This window comes from Pantoea sp. SGAir0430 (assembly GCF_043549295.1).
The window spans coordinates 3,339,718-3,364,440 of sequence record NZ_CP039427.1 but is presented as its reverse complement, the minus strand read 5'-3'; the positions used below and the strand labels follow the sequence as shown (position 1 = coordinate 3,364,440).

At 56.4% G+C, this 24,723-nt stretch carries 20 protein-coding genes, 3 tRNA genes and 4 rRNA genes; 16 read left to right on the top strand and 11 right to left on the bottom strand.

Annotation, left to right across the window (positions count from 1 at the left end; all coding sequences use genetic code 11):
• Positions 1-80 precede the first annotated feature (80 nt).
• Positions 81-2,027 carry an RNase E specificity factor CsrD gene (gene csrD, locus E7738_RS15925; protein WP_058759881.1) on the bottom strand — a complete coding sequence of 649 codons (1,947 nt, stop codon included), beginning with the start codon at positions 2,025-2,027 and terminating at the stop codon, positions 81-83.
• Positions 2,028-2,332: 305 nt separating this feature from the next.
• Between csrD and msrP the strand changes: the two genes are divergently transcribed.
• The 15 genes from msrP (at position 2,333) to E7738_RS15850 (ending at position 16,331) form a co-directional block, all read left to right on the top strand.
• Positions 2,333-3,337: a protein-methionine-sulfoxide reductase catalytic subunit MsrP gene (gene msrP / locus E7738_RS15920; protein WP_021508154.1), complete on the top strand. Its 1,005-nt coding sequence runs from the start codon at positions 2,333-2,335 to the stop codon at positions 3,335-3,337.
• Positions 3,338-3,940, top strand: coding sequence for a protein-methionine-sulfoxide reductase heme-binding subunit MsrQ (gene msrQ, locus E7738_RS15915; RefSeq protein WP_021508155.1), 603 nt, complete (start codon positions 3,338-3,340; stop codon positions 3,938-3,940).
• 232 nt (positions 3,941-4,172) lie between these two features.
• The gene (aroQ, locus tag E7738_RS15910) at positions 4,173-4,625 is read left to right on the top strand and encodes a type II 3-dehydroquinate dehydratase (protein ID WP_021508156.1); all 453 of its coding nucleotides are present in this window, start codon (positions 4,173-4,175) and stop codon (positions 4,623-4,625) included.
• 21 nt (positions 4,626-4,646) lie between these two features.
• On the top strand, positions 4,647-5,114 hold the full coding sequence (gene accB, locus E7738_RS15905; protein WP_021508157.1) for an acetyl-CoA carboxylase biotin carboxyl carrier protein: 468 nt from the start codon (positions 4,647-4,649) through the stop codon (positions 5,112-5,114).
• 11 nt (positions 5,115-5,125) lie between these two features.
• Positions 5,126-6,475, top strand: coding sequence for an acetyl-CoA carboxylase biotin carboxylase subunit (gene accC, locus E7738_RS15900; protein ID WP_021508158.1), 1,350 nt, complete (start codon positions 5,126-5,128; stop codon positions 6,473-6,475).
• A gap of 71 nt (positions 6,476-6,546) precedes the next feature.
• Positions 6,547-6,789 carry a YhdT family protein gene (locus E7738_RS15895; RefSeq protein WP_021508159.1) on the top strand — a complete coding sequence of 81 codons (243 nt, stop codon included), beginning with the start codon at positions 6,547-6,549 and terminating at the stop codon, positions 6,787-6,789.
• On the top strand, positions 6,779-8,224 hold the full coding sequence (gene panF, locus E7738_RS15890) for a sodium/pantothenate symporter (RefSeq protein WP_021508160.1): 1,446 nt from the start codon (positions 6,779-6,781) through the stop codon (positions 8,222-8,224). Before E7738_RS15895 ends, panF begins: the two co-directional genes overlap by 11 nt.
• A gap of 12 nt (positions 8,225-8,236) precedes the next feature.
• Positions 8,237-9,118: a 50S ribosomal protein L11 methyltransferase gene (gene prmA / locus E7738_RS15885; RefSeq protein WP_021508161.1), complete on the top strand. Its 882-nt coding sequence runs from the start codon at positions 8,237-8,239 to the stop codon at positions 9,116-9,118.
• Between the two features lie 195 nt (positions 9,119-9,313).
• Positions 9,314-10,042 carry a carbonic anhydrase gene (locus E7738_RS15880; protein WP_031279827.1) on the top strand — a complete coding sequence of 243 codons (729 nt, stop codon included), beginning with the start codon at positions 9,314-9,316 and terminating at the stop codon, positions 10,040-10,042.
• 308 nt (positions 10,043-10,350) lie between these two features.
• Positions 10,351-11,316, top strand: coding sequence for a tRNA dihydrouridine synthase DusB (gene dusB / locus E7738_RS15875; RefSeq protein WP_040679767.1), 966 nt, complete (start codon positions 10,351-10,353; stop codon positions 11,314-11,316).
• 24 nt (positions 11,317-11,340) lie between these two features.
• Positions 11,341-11,637 carry a DNA-binding transcriptional regulator Fis gene (gene fis, locus E7738_RS15870; protein ID WP_003855228.1) on the top strand — a complete coding sequence of 99 codons (297 nt, stop codon included), beginning with the start codon at positions 11,341-11,343 and terminating at the stop codon, positions 11,635-11,637.
• Positions 11,638-12,174: 537 nt separating this feature from the next.
• Positions 12,175-13,200, top strand: coding sequence for an amino acid ABC transporter substrate-binding protein (locus tag E7738_RS15865; RefSeq protein WP_021508164.1), 1,026 nt, complete (start codon positions 12,175-12,177; stop codon positions 13,198-13,200).
• A 66-nt stretch (positions 13,201-13,266) separates the two neighbouring features.
• Positions 13,267-14,445, top strand: a complete 1,179-nt coding sequence (locus E7738_RS15860) for an amino acid ABC transporter permease (RefSeq protein WP_021508165.1) — start codon at positions 13,267-13,269, stop codon at positions 14,443-14,445.
• A 15-nt stretch (positions 14,446-14,460) separates the two neighbouring features.
• Positions 14,461-15,561 (top strand): amino acid ABC transporter permease, encoded by a 1,101-nt coding sequence (locus tag E7738_RS15855; RefSeq protein ID WP_021508166.1) that lies wholly within the window; start codon positions 14,461-14,463, stop codon positions 15,559-15,561.
• An 8-nt stretch (positions 15,562-15,569) separates the two neighbouring features.
• Entirely contained in the window at positions 15,570-16,331 is a 762-nt protein-coding gene (locus E7738_RS15850) for an amino acid ABC transporter ATP-binding protein (RefSeq protein WP_031279829.1), read from the top strand.
• 152 nt (positions 16,332-16,483) lie between these two features.
• Here E7738_RS15850 and rrf (E7738_RS15845) read toward each other — a convergent pair.
• From rrf (E7738_RS15845) to E7738_RS15815, 7 genes are all read right to left on the bottom strand, one after another.
• Positions 16,484-16,599, bottom strand: a 5S ribosomal RNA gene (gene rrf / locus E7738_RS15845).
• A 32-nt stretch (positions 16,600-16,631) separates the two neighbouring features.
• Positions 16,632-16,707: transfer RNA gene (locus E7738_RS15840), tRNA-Thr, on the bottom strand.
• 14 nt (positions 16,708-16,721) lie between these two features.
• Positions 16,722-16,837 (bottom strand): 5S ribosomal RNA (gene rrf, locus E7738_RS15835).
• A 202-nt stretch (positions 16,838-17,039) separates the two neighbouring features.
• Positions 17,040-19,942, bottom strand: a 23S ribosomal RNA gene (locus E7738_RS15830).
• Positions 19,943-20,141: 199 nt separating this feature from the next.
• Positions 20,142-20,217: transfer RNA gene (locus E7738_RS15825), tRNA-Ala, on the bottom strand.
• A gap of 149 nt (positions 20,218-20,366) precedes the next feature.
• A tRNA-Ile gene (locus tag E7738_RS15820) sits at positions 20,367-20,443 on the bottom strand.
• A 74-nt stretch (positions 20,444-20,517) separates the two neighbouring features.
• Positions 20,518-22,059 (bottom strand): 16S ribosomal RNA (locus E7738_RS15815).
• Together the 16S, 23S and 5S rRNA genes with 3 tRNA genes alongside form the textbook arrangement of a ribosomal RNA operon.
• A gap of 491 nt (positions 22,060-22,550) precedes the next feature.
• Here E7738_RS15815 and E7738_RS15810 point away from each other — a divergent pair.
• Positions 22,551-23,105, top strand: a complete 555-nt coding sequence (locus E7738_RS15810; protein ID WP_058776575.1) for a gamma carbonic anhydrase family protein — start codon at positions 22,551-22,553, stop codon at positions 23,103-23,105.
• Here E7738_RS15810 and E7738_RS15805 read toward each other — a convergent pair.
• The 3 genes from E7738_RS15805 to tsaC are packed head-to-tail and all read right to left on the bottom strand — an operon-like array spanning position 23,081 to position 24,722.
• Positions 23,081-23,329, bottom strand: coding sequence for a DUF1488 family protein (locus E7738_RS15805; protein ID WP_058759902.1), 249 nt, complete (start codon positions 23,327-23,329; stop codon positions 23,081-23,083). The two genes, E7738_RS15810 and E7738_RS15805, sit on opposite strands and share 25 nt — an antisense overlap.
• Complete coding sequence (gene aroE / locus E7738_RS15800; protein ID WP_058776574.1) at positions 23,326-24,144, bottom strand: shikimate dehydrogenase; 819 nt, start codon at positions 24,142-24,144, stop codon at positions 23,326-23,328. Before aroE ends, E7738_RS15805 begins: the two co-directional genes overlap by 4 nt.
• A gap of 2 nt (positions 24,145-24,146) precedes the next feature.
• Positions 24,147-24,722: an L-threonylcarbamoyladenylate synthase type 1 TsaC gene (gene tsaC, locus E7738_RS15795; protein ID WP_058776573.1), complete on the bottom strand. Its 576-nt coding sequence runs from the start codon at positions 24,720-24,722 to the stop codon at positions 24,147-24,149.
• Position 24,723: the final 1 nt, after the last annotated feature.

The following is a 24,723-nucleotide window of genomic DNA, read 5'->3' as shown; positions in this document are numbered from 1 at the left end:
TTCCCGCCGCCGATCGCGCCGGCTGCGCACGGCATAAAGGCGAAAAATAGCCGCCTGCTGCCGTATCTGTGGCTGACGCGCTAAATCCGGTAACGTTGCGAGTGTTTCTTCACGTTACTGTTCACCGGCAGCGAAGGAGCAAAAAAGTCGCCCTGGCCGCCCGCGACGCCCAGCCCGGCCAGCGTTTGCCACTCCGCGCGCGTGCGTACACCGGCGGCAAAGACTTTGGTGGGCGTGGATTTACACACTTCCAGCAAACTTTGCACGAACAGCTGATTTTCTGTACGGCGCTCAATGTTGCGAATCAGACCCGGATCGAGCTTGATCAGCTCAATCGGGAACTGCTTGATGTAAGCGCTACTCACCACCGTTAATCCGGCCTGATCTACCGCAATCCGACAGCCAAACGCGGTCAGCATACGGAAAACCGGCACTAAACGATTGATGTGTTGACAAACATCCGCCTCAGCAAGTTCAAATAAAAATCGTTTTCTTTGCGATTTACTGCACTGCAGCAGCAATTTTTGCAGCCAGCGCTGGAACGGCCGTTGCAGCAGCGAATCGATATTCACCGGCAGCGCCAGCGTTTCATCCGGCCAGACCTCCGACAGCGCCGCAATACGCATGACCAGCTGACGATCCCAGCTGTCGGCCATGCCAAGCTGCAGCACCAGCGGCATGAACTCTGCCGACACCACCTCTTTATCGCCGTCGAACACGCGCGCCAGCATTTCACGGTGATGCACTTTGCCGTCCAGCAGCACCGCCGGTTTCTGGTACAGACGCGGGCCGCCGCGGTTTACGGTGTTTTCCAGCAGGGTGCGCCAGCGCACGCTGCCGCGCCCCATCTCCAGCGTATTGCCCTCGCCTACCGACCAGTTGTTGCCGCCCTGCAGCGCCGCCCGGCGCGTGGCCAGTTCGACATTCTCCATCACCTGCGACACCGACTCGCCGCTGCGCCAGGCGCTGATGCCAATGTGGATTAGGTCATCACGATCCACCATGCGCATCGGCGGCAGTGAATCCACCGCGTTGATCAGCTGGTCGGCAATGCTGTTGGCCTCTTTCAAAGTGCGGTGCGGCAGCAGTACGGCAAAGTCGCTGCGGAAATAGCGCGCCAGCAGCGCCCCCGGATAGCGCAGCACGAAGGTGGAGAGCATGTTCACCAGGTCGAACAGGTATTCATCGACCAGCGTCGGTCCGAGGGTTTCATGTAGCGTGTCGAGGTCCGGCAGCCGCACCATCATCACCACACCGTGCGTACCAACGTCTTCCTGGTCTTCCAGCAACGTGGCCAGCTGGTTATCGAAAAACAGGCGATTATTCAGGCCGGTACGCGAATCCTGCGCGGCAAAGGTGCGGATTAAGGTGTCGATACGCAGACGCTGCTCGCCGGCTTCCTGTAAATCCCCCAGCAGCAGATCGATAGCGCGGCTGGCTTTCGGCGGCCATTCGGCGATGGTATCGCTGCGTGGCGCGCGCTCGCCGGCCAGAATGCGCTCCGCGCGCGCCTCCAGCCGCTCCATATGCTGCCAGCGGCGGTTAAGCCAGCGGTGCGTCATCACCAGCAGTGCCGACATGATCGCCACCACCGTCAGCAGGATAATCAGCGTGTAGGCACCGGTGAACGAGCGGAACCAGGTTTTGGCGGGATCGAGCACCACCACGCGCAGCGCCATGCCCGGCGCGTGCACCAGCGGCACATCCAGTTGAATGAAACGGTTGGGCTCGTCTTCCAGCATCGGATTTTCATGACGCGCGAGGCGGAACAGCACGGTATCATCGTGATGCAGTTCCAGCTGTTCGGCATTGATGACGGGCATCAGGCGCGTCAGCCACTGCGTCAGTTCCTGCGGTGACTGGCTGGCCAGCGCTTTATCGACTTCCGTCGCCAGCGTCTGCACACGGTTCTCTACGCGCTGCTGCGACAGCCAGATAAAACTAAAAGCGCAGCCTACCAGCATCAGTAACATCGCCAGTAAGCTTAATAAGGTAATAAACGCAGAAAACTTGGTTGTTAATCGCATCCCTGTGCCTGTATCACTGCGGTTTATGAACGCCAGCCCACGGTTCGCGCCAGCCGCGCTGGTGCAAACCTGAGCAAATTATCACAATTACCGATCCAAATCAGCGCCCGCCCGGCGCCGGTTTCGCCATCCTGCGGCGCGAGTATAACGTCAAAGTGTGAAGCGCTGGCTTCCGGGGCGGCTTTTTCGTCCTATTCTCAACAGAACGCACCGGCCAGGAAATTTCACATTTAGCCAGCGAAAGTGGCGCGCCGGGCAGCGTTTGATCATGCTAGCTGCAGTTAATCGATTTGCCGGAGAACGCCATGAAGCGCACGCACATCCTTACCGAAGCCGATGTTACGCCGGAAAGCATTTTTAATCTGCGCCGCCGCCAGGTGCTGAAAGCGCTGGGGCTTGGCGCTGCCGCGGCCAGTCTGCCCGGCGGCGCACAGGCCGATGTGCTGAGCTGGTTTAAGGGCAATGACAGGCCGCCGGCGCCTGCCGGACGCGATCTGCAGTTCAGTAAACCGGCCCAGTGGCAGGCGGACCTGCCGCTGACACCGTTTGATAAAGTCGCTGGCTACAACAACTTCTACGAATTTGGTCTCGACAAAGCCGATCCTGCCGCCAATGCCGGCACGCTGAAAACTGACCCGTGGCAATTGCGCATTGAGGGCGAAGTGGCGAAGCCGATGACGCTGGATATGGACGACATCTTCAAACGCTTCGCCATGGAGCAGCGTATCTATCGCATGCGCTGCGTTGAAGCCTGGTCGATGGTGATTCCCTGGGTAGGCTTTGAACTCAACAAGCTGCTGAAGCTGGCTGAACCCACCAGCAATGCCCGCTATGTCGCCTTCCAGACGCTATACGCGCCCGATCAGATGCCGGGACAAAAGGACCGCTTTATCGGCGGCGGGCTGGATTATCCCTATGTTGAAGGCTTGCGGCTGGACGAAGCGATGCATCCGCTGACGCTGCTCAGCACCGGCGTTTACGGCAAAGCGCTGCCGCCGCAAAACGGCGCGCCGATTCGCCTGACGGTGCCGTGGAAATATGGCTTTAAAGGGATTAAGTCGATCGTCAAAATTACCCTGACGCACGATCGTCCGCCTACCACCTGGAGCCAGATCGCCGCTAATGAGTATGGCTTCTACGCTAACGTGAATCCGCACGTCAACCACCCGCGCTGGTCGCAGGCGACTGAGCGCTTTATCGGTGCGGGCGGCATTCTCAAGGTGGAACGCCAGCCGACGCTGCTGTTCAACGGTTATGCTAAAGAGGTGGCCTCGCTGTATCGCGGTCTCGATTTACGGGAGAACTACTGAGTGCGCCTGACATTACGCCACGTTACGCTGCTGAAAGTGGTGCTGCATCTGGCGGCGTTTCTGCCGCTGGTGTACCTGTTTCTGGCGGCAAATCAGGGCTGGCTGAGCGCCGATCCGGCGAAAGATATCCAGCATTTTACCGGCCGCATGGCGCTGAAGCTGCTGCTGGCGACGCTGCTGGTGAGCCCGCTGACGCGTTATCTGAAGCAGCCGCTGCTGATTCGTACCCGCCGGCTGCTCGGCCTGTGGTGCTTTGCCTGGGCCTGTCTGCATCTCACCAGCTACTATCTGCTGGAACTGGGTTACGATCATCTGCGATTACTCGGCAGTGAGATTGTCTCGCGCCCCTATTTGTTACTGGGCATGATCAGCTGGATTATTCTGTTTGCTCTCGCCATCACCTCTTTTCAGCGCGCCCAACGCAAACTGGGACGCCGCTGGCAAACGCTACACAACGGCATCTATCTGGTCGCGATCCTCGCGCCTGTCCACTATCTTTGGTCAGTGAAAGTGCTGTCACCGCAGCCGTGGATTTATGCGCTACTGGCGCTGGCGCTGTTAGGCTGGCGTTACAATAAGTTGCGTAAACTTCTGCGCCGATAATTCCCGCAAGGTTGTTTTCCTGCTGCGAGATCTGTTAAAAGGTGTGGCCTTCGGGCCTCGCCGGATCAACTTCGCAGATAAGACCAGTATTTTGCTGCGAATTGCCTCGAAACGGATATAATGCCCGGCTTTATTGCAAGCGAAGTCTTCTTTTTCACTCTGAAGAGTGACAAATGAAGGATGTCGCGGTATTTTACGCGATGCCTCACTGATTGCAGGAGATAGCCGCAAGATGGCGCATAAATTTCACATACTGCTGTTAAACGGACCCAACCTGAACCTGTTGGGAACGCGCGAGCCTGACAAGTATGGTCACACGACGCTGGCGCAGATTGTCAGCGATCTGACGCAACAGGCCGACCAGCACCATGTGAAATTGAGTCATTTGCAATCGAATGCGGAATACCAGCTGATTGATCGTATTCACGAAGCCCGCGGCAACGTCGATTACATCATCATCAACCCGGCTGCGTTTACGCACACCAGCGTTGCCCTGCGCGATGCGCTGTTGGCGGTTAGCATTCCTTTTATTGAGGTGCATCTCTCTAATGTGCATGCACGCGAACCGTTCCGACATCACTCCTATCTTTCCGATGTATCTGCCGGCGTCATCTGCGGACTGGGCGCCGACGGCTACTCGTGGGCTTTACAAACGGCCGTAAAACGCCTGTCACATTCCAATTAAACAGAGTACGGAACCACACTCATGGATATTCGTAAAATTAAGAAACTGATCGAACTGGTTGAAGAGTCCGGCATCGCTGAGCTGGAAATCTCTGAAGGCGAAGAGTCGGTTCGCATCAGCCGTTCACCTGCCAATGTCGGTTACCCAATGATGCAGCAGGCTTATGCTGTTCCGACTCCACAGCCTGCGCTGGCTGCTGCGGTTGCACCTGCTGCTGCGCCTGTCGCTGCAGAAGCGGCTAAACCTGAAGTCAGCGGCCACATCGTGCGTTCGCCGATGGTCGGTACCTTCTATCGCACCCCAAGCCCGGACGCCAAAGCGTTTGTGGAAGTGGGTCAGAAAGTGAACGCTGGCGACACCCTGTGCATCGTTGAAGCGATGAAAATGATGAACCAGATCGAAGCCGATAAATCCGGCGTTGTGAAGGCGATCCTGGTGGAAAGCGGCCAGCCGGTTGAATTCGACGAGCCGCTGGTCGTCATCGAATAACGAGGCGAAGCATGCTGGATAAAATTGTCATTGCTAACCGTGGTGAGATTGCGCTGCGCATTCTGCGTGCCTGTAAAGAACTGGGCATCAAGACTGTGGCGGTACACTCCACGGCAGACCGCGACCTGAAGCACGTGCTGCTGGCGGACGAAACCGTCTGCATCGGCCCGGCGCAGTCGGTCAAAAGTTATCTTAATATCCCGGCGCTGATCTCCGCCGCCGAAATCACCGGCGCGGTTGCGATCCACCCGGGCTACGGCTTCCTCTCTGAGAACGCCGATTTCGCCGAGCAGGTTGAGCGCTCTGGCTTTATCTTCATCGGTCCGAAAGCCGACACCATTCGCCTGATGGGCGACAAAGTGTCAGCGATCAACGCGATGAAAAAAGCCGGCGTACCGACCGTACCAGGCTCCGACGGTTCGCTGACCGACGACATGGAGAAAAACCGTGCCATCGCCAAGCGCATCGGCTACCCGGTGATCATCAAAGCCTCTGGCGGCGGCGGCGGTCGCGGTATGCGCGTTGTGCGCAGCGACAAGGATCTTGAGCAGTCCATCAACATGACGAAAGCGGAAGCCAAAGCGGCTTTCAACAACGACATGGTGTACATGGAGAAATTCCTCGAGAATCCACGCCACATCGAGATTCAGGTTCTGGCCGACGGTCAGGGCAACGCCATCTATCTGGCCGAACGTGACTGCTCCATGCAGCGCCGCCACCAGAAAGTGGTCGAAGAAGCGCCAGCACCGGGCATCACGCCAGAACTGCGTCGCTACATCGGCGAGCGCTGCTCTAACGCCTGCGTGGAGATCGGCTATCGCGGTGCCGGTACGTTCGAGTTCCTGTATGAAAACGGTGAGTTCTACTTCATCGAGATGAACACCCGTATTCAGGTGGAACATCCGGTCACCGAGATGATCACCGGCGTCGACCTGATCAAAGAGCAGCTGCGTATTGCTGCCGGTCAGCCGCTGTCAATCAAACAGGAAGATGTGGTGGTGCGCGGTCATGCGGTCGAGTGCCGTATCAACGCCGAAGACCCGAACACCTTCCTGCCGAGCCCGGGCAAGATCACCCGTTTCCACGCGCCAGGCGGTTTTGGCGTGCGCTGGGAATCGCACATCTATGCCGGCTACAGCGTGCCGCCGTATTACGACTCAATGATTGGTAAGCTGATCACCTACGGCGAAAACCGTGACGTGGCTATCGCGCGCATGAAAAATGCGCTGGCGGAACTGATCATCGACGGCATCAAGACTAACGTCGATCTGCAGATGCGCATCATGACCGACGAAAACTTCCAGCAGGGTGGTACTAACATCCACTATCTGGAGAAAAAACTCGGCCTGCACGAGAAGTAAGCGCAGCGCAGAGCAATGCAGAGGCCGGTTAAACCGGCCTTTTTCATTTTTGTTGCCTTTGAGGTTGCATGATGGATGGGCGTTTTTTGCAAGCTAACAAAGAGGCGCGCTGGTCGCTGTACCTGACGCTGGCGTACCTCGCCGTCTGGGGCGTGTCCGCATGGCTCGGCGGCACACAAAGCGGTTTCACCGGTTTACCGCGCTGGTTTGAGTTCTCCTGCGTGTTCGCGCCCGTGCTATTCATTGGCCTGTGCTGGCTGATGGTGCGCGTGGTGTTCCGCGATATGTCTCTGGAGGACCACGATGGAAACTGAAATCATTCTGCCACTGCTGGCCTATCTGGTGCTGATTGCCGGGCTGTCGGTGTTTGCCATGCGCAAACAGCGCCACGGCAACTTCCTGAGTGAGTATTTCCTCGGCAGTCGCTCGATGGGCGGTTTTGTGCTGGCGATGACCATCACCACCACTTACATCAGCGCCAGCTCATTTATTGGCGGGCCGGGCGCGGCGTATAAATACGGCCTGGGCTGGGTACTGCTGGCGATGATCCAGGTGCCGGCGGTCTGGCTGTCGCTCGGCGTGCTGGGCAAAAAATTCGCGATTCTGGCACGACGCTACAACGCGGTGACGCTCAATGACATGCTGTATGGCCGCTACCGCAGCCCGCTGCTCATCTGGCTGGCCAGTATCAGCCTGCTGGTGGCGTTTATTGGTGCCATGACGGTACAGTTCATCGGCGGCGCGCGCCTGCTGGAGACGGCCGCCGGTATTCCTTATGACACCGGGCTGCTGATTTTTGGCGGCACCATCGCACTGTATACCGCGTTTGGCGGCTTTCGCGCCAGCGTGCTCAACGATGCCATGCAAGGGCTGGTGATGCTGATTGGCACCTTCCTGCTACTGTTTGCCGTCATCCATCAGGCAGGTGGACTGGCAACGGCGGTCACCAAACTGCGCAGCATTGATCCGCAGCTGGTGTCACCGGAAGGCGTCGGCAACGTCATCAATCCGACCTTCCTCAGCTCGTTTGCCGTGCTGGTGTGCTTTGGCGTGATTGGGCTGCCGCATACCGCCGTGCGCTGTATTTCCTACAAAGACAGCAAAGCGCTACACCGCGGTATCATCCTTGGCACCATCGTGGTGGTGATCCTGATGCTCGGCATGCATCTGGCCGGCGCACTCGGCCGCGCGGTACTGCCGAATCTGGCAATTCCGGATCGCGTGATCCCGACGCTGATGATCACCGTGCTGCCACCGATGGCGGCTGGCGTGTTCCTCGCGGCGCCAATGGCGGCGATCATGTCGACGATTAATGCGCAGCTGCTGCAATCGTCCGCTACGCTGATCAAAGATCTTTACCTGCGTATCGCGCCGCAGCACAGCGAGAACGAGGCGCGTCTGCGGCTGCTCTCCGGCACCATCACCTTTGTGCTCGGTCTGCTGCTGCTGCTGGCGGCCTGGAATCCGCCAGATATGATTATCTGGCTCAACCTGCTGGCGTTCGGTGGCCTTGAAGCGGTCTTTCTGTGGCCGCTGGTGCTGGGACTGTACTGGGAGCGCGCCAATGCGGCGGGCGCCATCAGTGGCATGGTGGTGGGGGCCGGATGCTATACGCTGCTTGCCAGCCTGAAAATCGAACTGTGGGGCTTTCACCCTATCGTGCCATCGTTGACATTAAGCCTGCTGGCCTTCCTGGTGGGTAATCTGTTCGGCAGCGCGCCTGATGCTCGCGATGCTGCCCTGGAATAAAAGAGAAACGCTATGCCATGGATTCAAATCAAAATTAACAGCACCGGCGAGCACGCCGAAACCCTCAGTGATGCGCTGATGGACGCCGGTGCGGTGTCGGTCACCTTTCAGGACACGCACGACAACCCGGTGTATGAGCCGCTGCCCGGTGAAACCCGCCTGTGGGGCGATACCGATGTGACTGGCCTGTTCGACGCGGAAACCGCCATGGACGACGTAGTGGCCGAACTGAGCCAGCATCCGCTGCTGGGATCGGGTTTCCGCCATAAGATCGAACAAATCGAGGATAAAGACTGGGAGCGCGAATGGATGGATAACTTCCATCCGATGCGCTTCGGTGAACGCCTGTGGATCTGCCCCAGCTGGCGCGACGTGCCGGATCCGGATGCGGTTAACGTGATGCTTGATCCCGGTCTGGCCTTTGGTACCGGCACCCATCCCACCACGTCGCTGTGTCTGAGCTGGCTGGATGGTCTCGATCTGCAGGGCAAAACGGTGATCGATTTCGGCTGTGGCTCCGGCATTCTGGCCATCGCCGCGCTGAAACTCGGCGCAGCTCAGGCGATCGGCATTGATATCGATCCGCAGGCGATCCAGGCCAGCCGCGATAACGCGGAGCGCAACGGCGTGGCCGACCGCCTGTCGCTGTATCTGCCGCACCAGCAGCCGGAAAACCTGCAGGCGGATGTGGTGGTCGCCAATATCCTCGCCGGTCCGCTGCGTGAACTGGCGCCGCTGATTGGCGTGCTGCCGAAAGCCGGCGGCCATCTCGGTCTGTCCGGCGTGCTGGCCAGCCAGGCGGAAAGCGTGTGTGAAGCCTATGCGGAGCGCTTTGCGCTGGACGCCGTGGCGGAAAAAGAGGAGTGGTGTCGCATCACTGGCGTGCGCCGCTAACCGACGAATGGGCCAGCAACTGCTGGCCCGATTTCCCCCGCCTGAGACCTGTCTCAAATCCCCGCCAGCCCCGTTTTCCTGCCGTTTCTTTACATTGAAATCAGTAGACTGCTGCACCAGGCGATAGCGCTATCCCTGTTAACCGTGCCGTGCGCGGCACATAACATTGATATATCGCTTAGTGAATAAATGATGATGAAAAGCAAACACACACTGATCGCTCTGCTGCTGGCAGCAGCGCCTTTTGCTCACGTTCAGGCTGCCGCCTGGGATTACGCACAGCCACAGCAGTGGGGCGACCTGTCCCCTGATTTTCACGTCTGCAAGCAGGGCGTGAATCAGTCACCGATTGATATTCGCCAGGCGCTGCATGCCAGTCTGCCGGCGCTGACGCTGGAACTGCAGGCGCGCCAGGCCGCCATTGTTAATAACGGCCACACCGTGCAGATCAACCTGCAGCAGGGCGATACGCTGACGCTGGACGGCGAGACCTTCACGCTGAAGCAGTTTCACTTCCACACCCCGAGCGAAAACCTGATCGACGGCAAACGCTATCCGCTTGAGGGCCACTTTGTATTCAGTGACGAGCAACAGCAGCTGGCGGTAATCGGGGTAATGTTCGAAGCCGGTGCGGCAAATCCGGTGCTGACGACGCTGCTGGATACGCTGCCGGCGCAGGTCAATCAGCCGGCTACGCTGCAGCAGGATGTCGATATTACGCCACTGCTACCCGCCGATCGCCGTTACTACCGCTTCAGCGGTTCACTCACCACGCCACCGTGCAGTGAAGGCGTGCGCTGGCTGGTGATGAAGCAACCGGTAACGGCTTCCGCACAGCAGCTGCAGGCGTTTAGCGCGGTGCTGGGTGAACACGGTAACAGCCGCCCGGTGCAGCCGCTCAATGGCCGGCTGGTGGTTGAGTAACGAAATACTCACTAAACGTAAATAAACCGTTCACTTTTCAATCAAATCACCGCCATTTCTCTTGCCGATTCGCGGAAGTGGCGGTTTTTATGTTGTGATTCAGCGCATATTTTTGGAAAAACTTTTGCTCACAATTTCAGCGTATTTTTGTAATACACTGAATTTAAACAAGTAATGATCAATACCCCGCTGCTAAGCCCCATTTCCCTGATCTTAAACGGCGAATTGTTCAAAGTTTGGCCTTTCATCTTCCGGAAAAAATGCGTAATATACGCCGCCTTGCGAACAGTTAGGGTCACTTCTTTTTCATGCGCATTGGACATCACCAGCTACGTAATCGACTCATCGCTGCGCCTATGGCCGGAGTTTCCGACAAGCCATTTCGCACCCTGTGTTATGACAACGGCGCCGGTATGACTGTCTCCGAGATGCTGTCATCGAACCCGGAAGTCTGGGCCAGTGACAAATCGCGTTTGCGTATGGTGCATAGTGACGAGCCCGGTATTCGCGCCGTGCAAATTGCGGGTTGCGATCCCGATGAGATGGCCGCCGCCGCGCGCATTAATGTTGCGTCCGGTGCACAGGTTATCGACATCAACATGGGCTGCCCGGCTAAAAAAGTGAATCGTAAGATGGCAGGTTCAGCGCTGCTGCAGCATCCGCAGCTGGTGGAGTCAATCCTCCGTGCGGTGGTGAACGCAGTCGATGTACCGGTTACGCTGAAGATTCGCACCGGCTGGGACAAAGAAAATCGTAATTGTGTAGAGATTGCCCAATTGGCTGAACGCTGTGGTATTCAGGCCCTGACCATTCATGGCCGCACGCGCGCCTGTTTGTTTGAAGGGCAAGCTGAATACGACAGCATTCGGACAGTTAAGCAGAGCGTCGCTATTCCGATTATCGCGAATGGTGACATTACTGACCCGCACAAAGCCAGGGCAGTGCTCGACTACACCGGAGCCGATGCTCTGATGGTGGGACGCGCTGCTCAGGGAAGACCGTGGATCTTCCGGGAAATCCAGCATTATCTGGACACAGGGGAGCTGCTGGCACCGAAGCCGCTGGCTGAAGTGAAGCATATGCTGATTGGACACATACGGGAGCTGCACGACTTTTACGGTCAGCGCAAGGGATACCGTATTGCCCGAAAACACGTTTCCTGGTATTTGCAGGAAAGTGCCCCTGACGACCAGTTTCGGCGCACATTCAACGCCATAGAGGATGCCAGCGAACAGCTGGAGGCGTTGGAGGCATACTTCGAAAATCTTGCGTAAACGAAATAAAGAGCTGAAAGAACTATGTTCGAACAACGCGTAAATTCTGACGTACTGACCGTTTCTACCGTTAACTCACAGGATCAGGTGACGCAAAAGCCTCTGCGTGATTCGGTTAAACAGGCACTGAAGAACTATTTTGCTCAACTGAACGGTCAGGATGTAAGTGACCTGTATGAGCTGGTACTGGCTGAAGTCGAGCAGCCTCTGTTGGACATGGTGATGCAGTATACCCGTGGCAACCAGACCCGCGCTGCCCTGATGATGGGCATCAACCGCGGTACGCTGCGTAAGAAGCTGAAAAAATACGGCATGAACTAAGCGTTCTGGTTCCTTGCTGCGATAACGCCAGCCTTTGGGCTGGCGTTTTTGTTGCTGCTATTTGTGCGTTAACACCGCGTGAAACGATTATCGTCAAAATGGTAACGATAGTTGCAATCGCCGGCGTGATAGCTCATCTCTCTCAGGGCCGCTGCCCTGCCCTGTTTTTGCGCAGAAAAAAACCTCCCGCTCGCCCCTCAGCCCGCTTTGTTTGTGATCCTGAACCGCTTCAGCGGTAATTCCACTTTGCCGTACACCTGTTCATGAGCGTTAGCTCACACTGCTTCCATATAGTGAAACTTTTTGCACTATTTGTGATCGTGGCGACTCGTCATGCTGCCTTTTGGTGCGCGATAGTAGCGACAACTTTCCGGATACGTCCGTTTATTAAAAGATCTTTCCAGTGAATTCAGGATTCTGCAAACCTGGCATCAGCTTTGCAGTGTCGTGGATGGCTAAACGCCACAGAAAGAAATAAGCGCACAGTAAAGTGCGCGCAAACATAACAACACACGATCTCGCCACACAGGATGCTTTATGAAAAAGATGATGCTTTCCACCCTGATTGCTGCCGCCTCGCTGTTCGCCATGACCCAGCAGGCGCACGCAGGCACCACGCTGGACGCCATTAAGAAGAAAGGGTTTATACAGTGCGGTATCAGCGATGGTCTGCCAGGGTTCTCCTACGCTGACGCCAGCGGCAAATTCACCGGTATCGATGTTGACGTGTGCCGCGCCGCTGCCGCTGCGGTCTTCGGCGATGCCAGCAAAGTAAAATACACCCCGCTGACCGCCAAAGAGCGCTTCACTGCGCTGCAGTCAGGCGAGGTGGATATCCTGTCGCGTAACACCACCTGGACCTCATCACGTGATGGCGGCATGGGCTTCCTGTTCGCCGGCGTAAACTATTATGACGGCATCGGCTTCCTGACCCATAAGAAAGCCGGTCTGAAAAGCGCCAAAGAGCTGGATGGTGCCACCGTGTGTATCCAGGCCGGTACCGATACCGAGCTGAACGTGGCCGACTACTTTAAAGCTAACAAAATGCAGTATACGCCGGTCACCTTCGACCGCTCTGATGAGTCCGCTAAAGCGCTGGATAGCGGCCGCTGCGATACCCTCTCTTCTGACCAGTCACAGCTGTATGCGCTGCGCATCAAGCTGGGCAAGCCGGATGACTTTATCGTACTGCCAGAAGTGATTTCGAAAGAGCCGCTGGGCCCGGTCGTGCGTCGCGGTGATGATGACTGGTTCACCATCGTGAAATGGTCGCTGTTCGCCATGCTGAATGCGGAAGAGATGGGCATCAGCTCGAAGAACGTTGATGAGATGGCGGCGAAGCCAACCACGCCAGATATGGCACACCTGCTGGGCGCAGAGGGTGATTTCGGTAAAGACCTGAAGCTCGACAACAAGTGGGCGTACAACATCATCAAGCAGGTTGGCAACTATCAGGAAGTGTTCGATCGTAACGTTGGTAAAGACAGCGCGCTGAAAATTGCACGCGGCCAGAATGCGCTCTGGAACCAGGGCGGCATCCAGTACGCTCCACCAGTGCGTTAATTGTCTCCTGCCAGTCGGGCACCGCATCCTGCGGTGCCCACGCGTATTCTTCACTGAGGTTTTAACATGTCGCAACGCCCAACCGTGAAAAGGGATTTTTCGTTCGGTAATCCTACGGTTCGCGCCTGGCTTTACCAGATTGTCGCGATTGTGGCGGTGTTTGCTGTGGTGGGTTATCTGATCCACAACACGGTGATCAACCTTGCCAATCGCGGTATCACCTCCGGCTTTGGCTTTCTTGAGCGCAATGCCGGTTTCGGCATCGTCCAGCATCTGATCGATTACAGCGAAGGCGATACCTACGCGCGCGTGTTTATGGTCGGGTTAACCAACACCCTGCTGGTCTCCGCGCTCTGTATTGTCTTCGCCTCCATCCTCGGCTTCGCCATCGGTCTGGCGCGCCTGTCGGATAACTGGCTGCTGCGCAAGCTGTCGACCATTTATATCGAGACGTTCCGTAATATCCCGCCGCTGCTGCAAATCTTCTTCTGGTACTTTGCCGTGCTGCGCAATCTGCCGGGCCCGCGTCAGGCGCTGAACGCGTTCGATCTGGCTTTTGTCAGCAACCGCGGTTTGTATATACCGTGGCCGGAGTATGCACCCGGCACCTGGCCATTCCTGATCGCGCTGGCGATTGCCATCGCCGCCAGCGCCGCGCTGTTCCGCTTTAACCGCAAGCATCAGCTGAAAACCGGTCAGCTGCGCCGCACCTGGCCCGCTGCGGCCGGTTTAATTGTGCTGCTGCCGCTGATCGCCCATACGCTGTTTGGTGCCGCCACGCACTGGGATGTGCCCGAGCTGCGCGGTTTCAACTTCCGCGGTGGCTTTGCCATGATTCCGGAACTGGCAGCGCTGACGCTGGCACTGTCGATCTACACCTCTTCCTTTATTGCTGAGGTGATTCGCGCCGGGATTCAGTCAGTACCGCATGGTCAGAGCGAAGCGGCACGTTCGCTCGGGCTGCCCAACCCGGTTACGCTGCGTCAGGTGATCATTCCGCAGGCGATGCGCGTGATTATCCCGCCGCTCACCAGCCAGTACCTTAACATCGTAAAAAACTCCTCGCTGGCGGCCGCGATCGGCTATCCGGATATGGTGTCGCTGTTTGCCGGCACCGTACTGAATCAGACCGGCCAGGCAATTGAAACCATTGCCATCACCATGGCGGTTTATCTGATTATCAGTCTGCTCATTTCGCTGCTGATGAACCTCTATAACCGCAAAATTGCGCTGGTTGAGCGTTAAGAGAACGGAACCATTATGTCTGTGACCACACACGAAACGCCGCCGGTGTCGGGCAATCCACTGGGTAAAGCCTGGCTCTGGGCGCGTAAAAACCTGTTCTCCAGCTGGCTGAATACGCTGCTCACGTTACTCAGCCTGTGGATTATCTGGAGCGTTATCCCGCCGGCGCTGAACTGGTTGATCTTCCAGGCTAACTGGATTGGCGAAACCCGTGCGGACTGTACGAAAGCGGGCGCCTGCTGGGTCTTTATCCACGCACGCTTTGGCCAGTTCATGTACGGGCTCTATCCGCATGAGCTGCGCTGGCGCATCAATCTGGCGCTGGTGATTGGCCTGCTGTCGATTGTGCCGATGTTTATCAAATCCATGCCGCGCCGCGGCCGCTATATCGCCTGCTGGGCGGTGATCTATCCGGTCGTCGTCTGGCTGCTGCTGTATGGCGGCTATTTCGGGCTGGACCGCGTGGAAACGCGCCAGTGGGGCGGCCTGACGCTGACGCTGATTATCGCATCTGTCGGCATTGCCGGGGCGCTGCCGCTCGGCATTCTGCTGGCGCTGGGTCGTCGCTCTAAAATGCCGGTGGTGCGTACCCTGTCGGTGATTTTCATTGAGTTCTGGCGTGGCGTACCGCTGATTACCGTGCTGTTCATGTCTTCAGTGATGCTGCCGCTGTTTATGGCGGAGGGCACCACCATCGATAAACTGGTGCGAGCACTGGTTGGCGTGATCCTGTTCCAGTCGGCGTATGTCGCGGAAGTGGTGCGCGGCGGGCTGCAGGCATTGCCGAAAGGCCAGTACGAAGCAGCCGAGTCGCTGGCGCTTAGCTACTGGAAAACCCAGGCGCTGGTGATTTTACCGCAGGCGCTCAAGCTGACCATTCCTGGTCTGGTGAATACCATCATCGCGCTGTTTAAAGATACCAGCCTGGTGATCATCATCGGCCTGTTCGATCTGTTCAGTAGCGTGCAGCAGGCAACCGTCGACCCTACGTGGCTGGGTATGTCGACCGAGGGCTATGTTTTCGCTGCACTGGTCTACTGGATTTTCTGTTTTAGCATGTCGCGCTATAGCCAGTATCTGGAAAAGCGCTTTCACACCGGGCGTAAATCGCACTGAGGTTTTACATGACACAAACTATGACAACGGCGGCCAACGCCATGATGATTACGCTCGAAAACGTGAATAAATGGTACGGGCAATTCCACGTACTGAAAGATATCAACCTGCAGGTGAAACCGCGCGAGCGTATCGTATTGTGCGGCCCTTCCGGTTCCGGTAAATCCACTACCATTCGCTGCATCAACCATCTGGAAGAGCATCAGCAGGGACGGATTGTCGTGGATGGTATTCACCTGAATGATGACGTACGCAATATTGAACGCGTGCGCACTGAAGTCGGCATGGTATTTCAGCACTTCAATCTTTTCCCGCATCTGACCGTCCTGCAGAACTGCACGCTGGCACCAATATGGGTACGCAAGATGCCAAAGAAAGAGGCCGAAGAGCTGGCGATGCACTATCTGCAGCGCGTGCGCATTGCTGAGCATGCCCATAAGTTTCCCGGGCAGCTCTCTGGCGGGCAGCAGCAGCGTGTGGCCATCGCCCGTTCGCTGTGTATGAAGCCGAAGATTATGTTATTCGATGAGCCCACCTCCGCGCTCGATCCTGAGATGGTTAAAGAGGTGCTGGATACCATGATCGGTCTGGCGGAAGACGGGATGACGATGCTGTGTGTGACGCATGAGATGGGCTTTGCGCGTACGGTTGCCGATCGGGTGATCTTCATGGATCGCGGTGAAATCGTGGAGATGGCGCCGCCGGAAGAGTTCTTTGCGAATCCGAAATCCGAGCGGACCCGGGCGTTTCTGTCGCAGGTTATCCACTAAGCGAACCCGATTAGCCGCATCATTCAGCCCTTGCCAGCCTGGCAGGGGCTTTTTTTATGCCTGTGGATTTTATTGAGCGTTTTTATTGAGATAAAGGTCATCGCGGAAAACAAAAAAGCCCTGAACAAATGTTCAGGGCTTTCGTGTTTGATGCCTGGCAGTTCCCTACTCTCGCATGGGGAGACCCCACACTACCATCGGCGCTACGGCGTTTCACTTCTGAGTTCGGCATGGGGTCAGGTGGGACCACCGCGCTGTTGCCGCCAGGCAAATTCTTTTAAACCGAACTCATGCCATAACTGGTGCTGATACCCAGAGTCGAACTGGGGACCTCACCCTTACCAAGGGTGCGCTCTACCAACTGAGCCATATCAGCACACTAAATTTGATGCCTGGCAGTTCCCTACTCTCGCATGGGGAGGCCCCACACTACCATCGGCGCTACGGCGTTTCACTTCTGAGTTCGGCATGGGGTCAGGTGGGACCACCGCGCTGTTGCCGCCAGGCAAATTCTGGTGCACGAAACGAATCTTTTTCACTGATGCCGCGTTGGCCGCCCTCGCAAAGTCAGTCACATACTTCTGTATGCTCCTTCCTTTCCTTCGGCCTGCCGCCTCGCCTCAGCGCAAAATCTTTCGTTTCCGCTAATTTTTCCGTCACAAGCTGAAAATTCTCCGGTCTCTCAGACCAAAACGCCTCTGGCGTTGTAAGGTTAAGCCTCACGGGTCATTAGTACCGGTTAGCTCAACGCATCGCTGCGCTTACACACCCGGCCTATCAACGTCGTCGTCTTCAACGTCCCTTCAGGACCCTCAAGGGGTCAGGGAGAACTCATCTCGGGGCAAGTTTCGTGCTTAGATGCTTTCAGCACTTATCTCTTCCGCACTTAGCTACCGGGCAGTGCCATTGGCATGACAACCCGAACACCAGCGGTGCGTTCACTCCGGTCCTCTCGTACTAGGAGCAACCCCCCTCAATTCTCCAGCGCCCACGGCAGATAGGGACCGAACTGTCTCACGACGTTCTAAACCCAGCTCGCGTACCACTTTAAACGGCGAACAGCCGTACCCTTGGGACCTACTTCAGCCCCAGGATGTGATGAGCCGACATCGAGGTGCCAAACACCGCCGTCGATATGAACTCTTGGGCGGTATCAGCCTGTTATCCCCGGAGTACCTTTTATCCGTTGAGCGATGGCCCTTCCATTCAGAACCACCGGATCACTATGACCTGCTTTCGCACCTGCTCGAGCCGTCACTCTCGCAGTCAAGCTGGCTTATGCCATTGCACTAACCTCCTGATGTCCGACCAGGATTAGCCAACCTTCGTGCTCCTCCGTTACGCTTTGGGAGGAGACCGCCCCAGTCAAACTACCCACCAGACACTGTCCGCAGCCCGGATTACGGGCCTACGTTAGAACATCAAACATTAAAGGGTGGTATTTCAAGGTTGGCTCCACGCAGACTGGCGTCCACGCTTCAAAGCCTCCCACCTATCCTACACATCAAGGCTCAATGTTCAGTGTCAAGCTATAGTAAAGGTTCACGGGGTCTTTCCGTCTTGCCGCGGGTACACTGCATCTTCACAGCGATTTCAATTTCACTGAGTCTCGGGTGGAGACAGCCTGGCCATCATTACGCCATTCGTGCAGGTCGGAACTTACCCGACAAGGAATTTCGCTACCTTAGGACCGTTATAGTTACGGCCGCCGTTTACCGGGGCTTCGATCAAGAGCTTCTCCTTGCGGATAACCCCATCAATTAACCTTCCGGCACCGGGCAGGCGTCACACCGTATACGTCCACTTTCGTGTTTGCACAGTGCTGTGTTTTTAATAAACAGTTGCAGCCAGCTGGTATCTTCGACTGGCCTCGGCTCCGGGAGCAAGTCCCTTCACCTACGCGCCAGCGTGCCTTCTCCCGAAGTTACGGCACCATTTTGCCTAGTTCCTTCACCCGAGTTCTCTCAAGCGCCTTGGTATTCTCTACCTGACCACCTGTGTCGGTTTGGGGTACGATTTCGTGTTACCTGGAGCTTAGAGGCTTTTCCTGGAAGCAGGGCATCAGTTACTTCACCGCCGTGGCGGCTCGTCGTCACGCCTCAGTGTTAAAGAAGACCGGATTTGCCTGGTCTTCACACCTGCACGCTTAAACCGGGACAACCGTCGCCCGGATAACCTAGCCTTCTCCGTCCCCCCTTCGCAGTAACACCAAGTACAGGAATATTAACCTGTTTCCCATCGACTACGCTTTTCAGCCTCGCCTTAGGGGTCGACTCACCCTGCCCCGATTAACGTTGGACAGGAACCCTTGGTCTTCCGGCGAGCGGGCTTTTCACCCGCTTTATCGTTACTTATGTCAGCATTCGCACTTCTGATACCTCCAGCATGCCTCACAGCACACCTTCAGCGGCTTACAGAACGCTCCCCTACCCAACAACACATAGTGTCGCTGCCGCAGCTTCGGTGCATGGTTTAGCCCCGTTACATCTTCCGCGCAGGCCGACTCGACCAGTGAGCTATTACGCTTTCTTTAAATGATGGCTGCTTCTAAGCCAACATCCTGGCTGTCTGTGCCTTCCCACATCGTTTCCCACTTAACCATGACTTTGGGACCTTAGCTGGCGGTCTGGGTTGTTTCCCTCTTCACGACGGACGTTAGCACCCGCCGTGTGTCTCCCGTGATAACATTCTCCGGTATTCGCAGTTTGCATCGGGTTGGTAAGCCGGGATGGCCCCCTAGCCGAAACAGTGCTCTACCCCCGGAGATGAGTTCACGAGGCGCTACCTAAATAGCTTTCGGGGAGAACCAGCTATCTCCCGGTTTGATTGGCCTTTCACCCCCAGCCACAAGTCATCCGCTAATTTTTCAACATTAGTCGGTTCGGTCCTCCAGTTAGTGTTACCCAACCTTCAACCTGCCCATGGCTAGATCACCGGGTTTCGGGTCTATACCCTGCAACTTAACGCCCAATTAAGACTCGGTTTCCCTTCGGCTCCCCTATGCGGTTAACCTTGCTACAGAATATAAGTCGCTGACCCATTATACAAAAGGTACGCAGTCACACCCGAAGGTGCTCCCACTGCTTGTACGTACACGGTTTCAGGTTCTGTTTCACTCCCCTCGCCGGGGTTCTTTTCGCCTTTCCCTCACGGTACTGGTTCACTATCGGTCAGTCAGGAGTATTTAGCCTTGGAGGATGGTCCCCCCATGTTCAGACAGGATACCACGTGTCCCGCCCTACTCGTCGGACTCACAACTCATGCATCTTCGTGTACGGGGCTGTCACCCGGTATCGCGCGACTTTCCAGACGCTTCCACTGATGCACAAGCTGATTCAGGTCCTGGGCTGCTCCCCGTTCGCTCGCCGCTACTGGGGGAATCTCGGTTGATTTCTTTTCCTCGGGGTACTTAGATGTTTCAGTTCCCCCGGTTCGCCTCGTTAACCTATGTATTCAGTTAACGATAATGCACAAGTGCATTGGGTTTCCCCATTCGGACATCGACGGCTGTAGCGGTTCATATCACCTTACCGTCGCTTTTCGCAGATTAGCACGTCCTTCATCGCCTCTGACTGCCAGGGCATCCACCGTGTACGCTTAGTCGCTTAACCTCACAACCCACAGGCGTTTTGCAACGCTGCGGACTGCAAGCATTTGAGAGACCCGAACGCATCGTAAATTTCATTCTTATTACGGAGAATGAATACGACGCGTCGTTTCAAATTTTCAGCTTGTTCCGGATTGTTAAAGAGCAAATACTTCGCAGCACACCGTCGCCGGTATACTCTGAAGTAAGTTTCAGTACTGTAATGGTGGAGCTAAGCGGGATCGAACCGCTGACCTCCTGCGTGCAAGGCAGGCGCTCTCCCAGCTGAGCTATAGCCCCATACAGTCACTGCAGAGACCATCTACATCCACTCACCAGGAGTCACGTTTCTCACACGGGAAATGTGATTTCGTCTCAGGCAAGGCATGTTTTCGCGAAGCATAGTGAACTATGCGAGCCGGAAACATAACGCGGCATGAGAAGAAATCTGGTAGGCCTGAGTGGACTTGAACCACCGACCTCACCCTTATCAGGGGTGCGCTCTAACCACCTGAGCTACAAGCCTGTAGAGGTTTTTTCTGCTCGTTACTTTTCTATCAGACAATCTGTGTGAGCACTTCGCGGGAAGGTATCTTCAGGTAAGGAGGTGATCCAACCGCAGGTTCCCCTACGGTTACCTTGTTACGACTTCACCCCAGTCATGAATCACAAAGTGGTAAGCGCCCTCCCGAAGGTTAAGCTACCTACTTCTTTTGCAACCCACTCCCATGGTGTGACGGGCGGTGTGTACAAGGCCCGGGAACGTATTCACCGTAGCATTCTGATCTACGATTACTAGCGATTCCGACTTCATGGAGTCGAGTTGCAGACTCCAATCCGGACTACGACGCACTTTATGAGGTCCGCTTGCTCTCGCGAGGTCGCTTCTCTTTGTATGCGCCATTGTAGCACGTGTGTAGCCCTGGCCGTAAGGGCCATGATGACTTGACGTCATCCCCACCTTCCTCCGGTTTATCACCGGCAGTCTCCTTTGAGTTCCCGACCGAATCGCTGGCAACAAAGGATAAGGGTTGCGCTCGTTGCGGGACTTAACCCAACATTTCACAACACGAGCTGACGACAGCCATGCAGCACCTGTCTCAGAGTTCCCGAAGGCACCAAAGCATCTCTGCTAAGTTCTCTGGATGTCAAGGCCAGGTAAGGTTCTTCGCGTTGCATCGAATTAAACCACATGCTCCACCGCTTGTGCGGGCCCCCGTCAATTCATTTGAGTTTTAACCTTGCGGCCGTACTCCCCAGGCGGTCGACTTAACGCGTTAGCTCCGGAAGCCACGCCTCAAGGGCACAACCTCCAAGTCGACATCGTTTACGGCGTGGACTACCAGGGTATCTAATCCTGTTTGCTCCCCACGCTTTCGCACCTGAGCGTCAGTCTTCGTCCAGGGGGCCGCCTTCGCCACCGGTATTCCTCCAGATCTCTACGCATTTCACCGCTACACCTGGAATTCTACCCCCCTCTACGAGACTCAAGCCTGCCAGTTTCAAATGCAGTTCCCAGGTTAAGCCCGGGGATTTCACATCTGACTTAACAGACCGCCTGCGTGCGCTTTACGCCCAGTAATTCCGATTAACGCTTGCACCCTCCGTATTACCGCGGCTGCTGGCACGGAGTTAGCCGGTGCTTCTTCTGCGGGTAACGTCAATCGGCGAGGTTATTAACCTCACCGCCTTCCTCCCCGCTGAAAGTACTTTACAACCCGAAGGCCTTCTTCATACACGCGGCATGGCTGCATCAGGCTTGCGCCCATTGTGCAATATTCCCCACTGCTGCCTCCCGTAGGAGTCTGGACCGTGTCTCAGTTCCAGTGTGGCTGGTCATCCTCTCAGACCAGCTAGGGATCGTCGCCTAGGTGAGCCATTACCCCACCTACTAGCTAATCCCATCTGGGCACATCCGATGGTGTGAGGCCCGAAGGTCCCCCACTTTGGTCTTGCGACGTTATGCGGTATTAGCTACCGTTTCCAGTAGTTATCCCCCTCCATCGGGCAGTTTCCCAGACATTACTCACCCGTCCGCCACTCGCCACCCAAAGAGCAAGCTCTTCTGTGCTGCCGTTCGACTTGCATGTGTTAGGCCTGCCGCCAGCGTTCAATCTGAGCCATGATCAAACTCTTCAATTTAAGTTTGATTTGCTGCAACGAGTGCAGCGATGCTCTGTGAATTAAACTTCGTAATGAATTACGTGTTCACTCAGCAAAGACTTGATATTTTTAACGTCCGTAGACGCTGATATCAATCCTGCGAGTGCCCACACAGATTGTCTGATAAATTGTTAAAGAGCGGTGCGACGCGGCGTTCGGCCTGCTGTCGCGAGGTGGCGTATATTACGCTTTCCTCCTTCAGAGTCAAACACTTTTTTCAGCGTTTTTCTCCGGCGGGGTGAATCACTTCACGCCCTGCTGAGCCGCCTGCGTTGCCGCTTTGCCGTCTCAGTGGTGGCGCATTATAGGGATCCGGATTTTTTGCACAACCCCTTTTTTCGATCTTTTTTATCGACTGGCGAGTTTTCACTCTTTTCGCTGCGATCGCGAGCGATCCGCGCAAAAATCAGCTTGTTTACCCGCACCGGAAGCCGCAGGCTAGCGGGAAACATCAGAAAAGGAGAAATAGAATGTCTGTAGCCCTGCGTCCTTATAAGCAACATATTCCCCACACCGGCGAACGTGTGATGGTGGATAGCAGCAGCGTGGTCGTTGGCGAAGTCGAGCTGGCTGATGATGTCAGCATCTGGCCACTGGTAGCAATCCGCGGTGACGTGAATAAAGTGGTGATTGGTAAACGCAGCAATATCCAGGATGGCAGCGTGCTGCACGTTACGCATAAATCCAGCAGTAATCCCGATGGCTTTCCATTGATCATCGGTGAAGACGTGACGGTGGGCCATAAAGCAATGCTGCACGGCTGCACCATTGGCAACCGCGTGCTGGTGGGTATGGGCTCGATCCTGCTGGATGGCGCGATCGTCGAAGATGAGGTGATGATTGGCGCCGGCAGCCTGGTGCCACCCGGTAAACGCCTGCAAAGCGGCTATCTCTATTTAGGCAGCCCGGTGAAGCAGATCCGGCCACTAACCGAAGCGGAAATAGCCGGACTGCTTTACTCCGCTAACAATTATGTCGGCTGGAAAGATGAATATCTGACTCAGGGCAGCCACAGCCAGCCCTGATCGTCGGCCTGCTCCGCCCGGAGCAGCTGCTCGGCCTCTTCCTCCAGATCCCAGCGATGCGCGCTAAACAGCGCCATCGCCTCTCCGGCACCAAAACGTTGCTGCAGCGCCGGCAGCGATATTGCGCAGGTCAGTCCCATACCATTCACTAAGACCGGGAACAGCACCGCCTGCCTGACTGCGTCCCAGCTTTCCCGATCGGGAAACTGGATAGCCTGATTCATGCCTGCATCGCCTGTTTAAGTTGATCGATGACCGGCGCGATCTCCGGCATAACGCCATGCCACAGCTGAAACGCATGCGCCGCCTGACCCACCAGCATGCCGAGTCCATCCGCCAGCTGCTGTGTGCCGTGCTGCTGGCACCACGCCAGAAATGGCGTCAGCCCCTGCTGATAAAACATGTCGTAACAGCGCACCTGCGCATCAATCAGCGTAACCGGCAGCGGCGGCACGTCGCCCGCTACGCCGCTGGAGGTGGCATTGATGATCAGATCAAAACGATCGCCGGCCAGTTGATCAAAACTCATCGCCTGGATCGCCCCACTGTGCTGGAAAAGCTCAGCCAGCTGTTGCGCGCGTTCTGCCGTGCGGTTAACCACCACCAGCGCGCAGCCCGTCGAGAGCAGCGGCAGGATCACCCCACGCGCCGCGCCGCCCGCACCCACCAGCAGAATTCGATCGCCCGGCCGGATTAGCTGCAGCCGTTGCAGATCGCTCAGCAGGCCGATGCCGTCCGTGTTATCACCCAGAATCGAACCATCGGCTCTCTTCTTTAAGGTATTTACCGCGCCGGATAATGCCGCGCGTTCGCTGAGCTCATCCGCGAATTCCCATGCCTGCTGTTTAAACGGCAGCGTAACATTGGCGCCTTTGCCACCGGCCGCAAAAAACGCCTCTATCGCCTGCGGGAACCCTTCCAGCGGTGCGCAGATGCGTCCGTAAGGATGTTCAATACCGGTCTGCTCAGCAAAAGCGGCGTGAATAAACGGAGATTTGCTGTGGGCGATGGGATGACCAAAAACGGCAAACTTTTCCATAATCAGCCCTGACGAATGAGTTCACCGCTAATAGCATCGCGGATTTCAGAAGGATTCAGGCGACCGCCGGTGGCCGCCTGCAACACCGGGAACTGCGAGCCAAACTGCTCTGCCACTTCGGCGGCGCTGCGGCACGGCGGCTGACCGGTTAAATTCGCGCTGGTTGAGACCAGCGGCTTGCCAAATCCGCGACACAGCGCCTGGACCTGCGGATGATCGCTGACGCGAATCGCCAGCGAATCAAAGCGGCCGGTTAACCAGCGCGGCGTATGCGGCGAAGCAGGCACCACATAGGTGACCGGACCCGGCCAGCTGGCAAACATACGTTCGCGCTGCAGCACGGTGAGTTCGCGATCGGCAATATAAGGCTCAAGCTGCGTATAATCAGCGGCGATCAGAATCAGACCCTTTTCTACCGGGCGCTGTTTCAGTGCCAGCAGGGCCATCACCGCGCTTTCGCTGTCCGGATCGCAGCCAAGGCCGAATACGGCTTCGGTAGGGTAAGCAATCACTTGCTGTTGCTGAAGTTGTTCGATGCAGAAGTCGAGGCTTCCGGGTGCATGCTGGCTCTGGTTCATG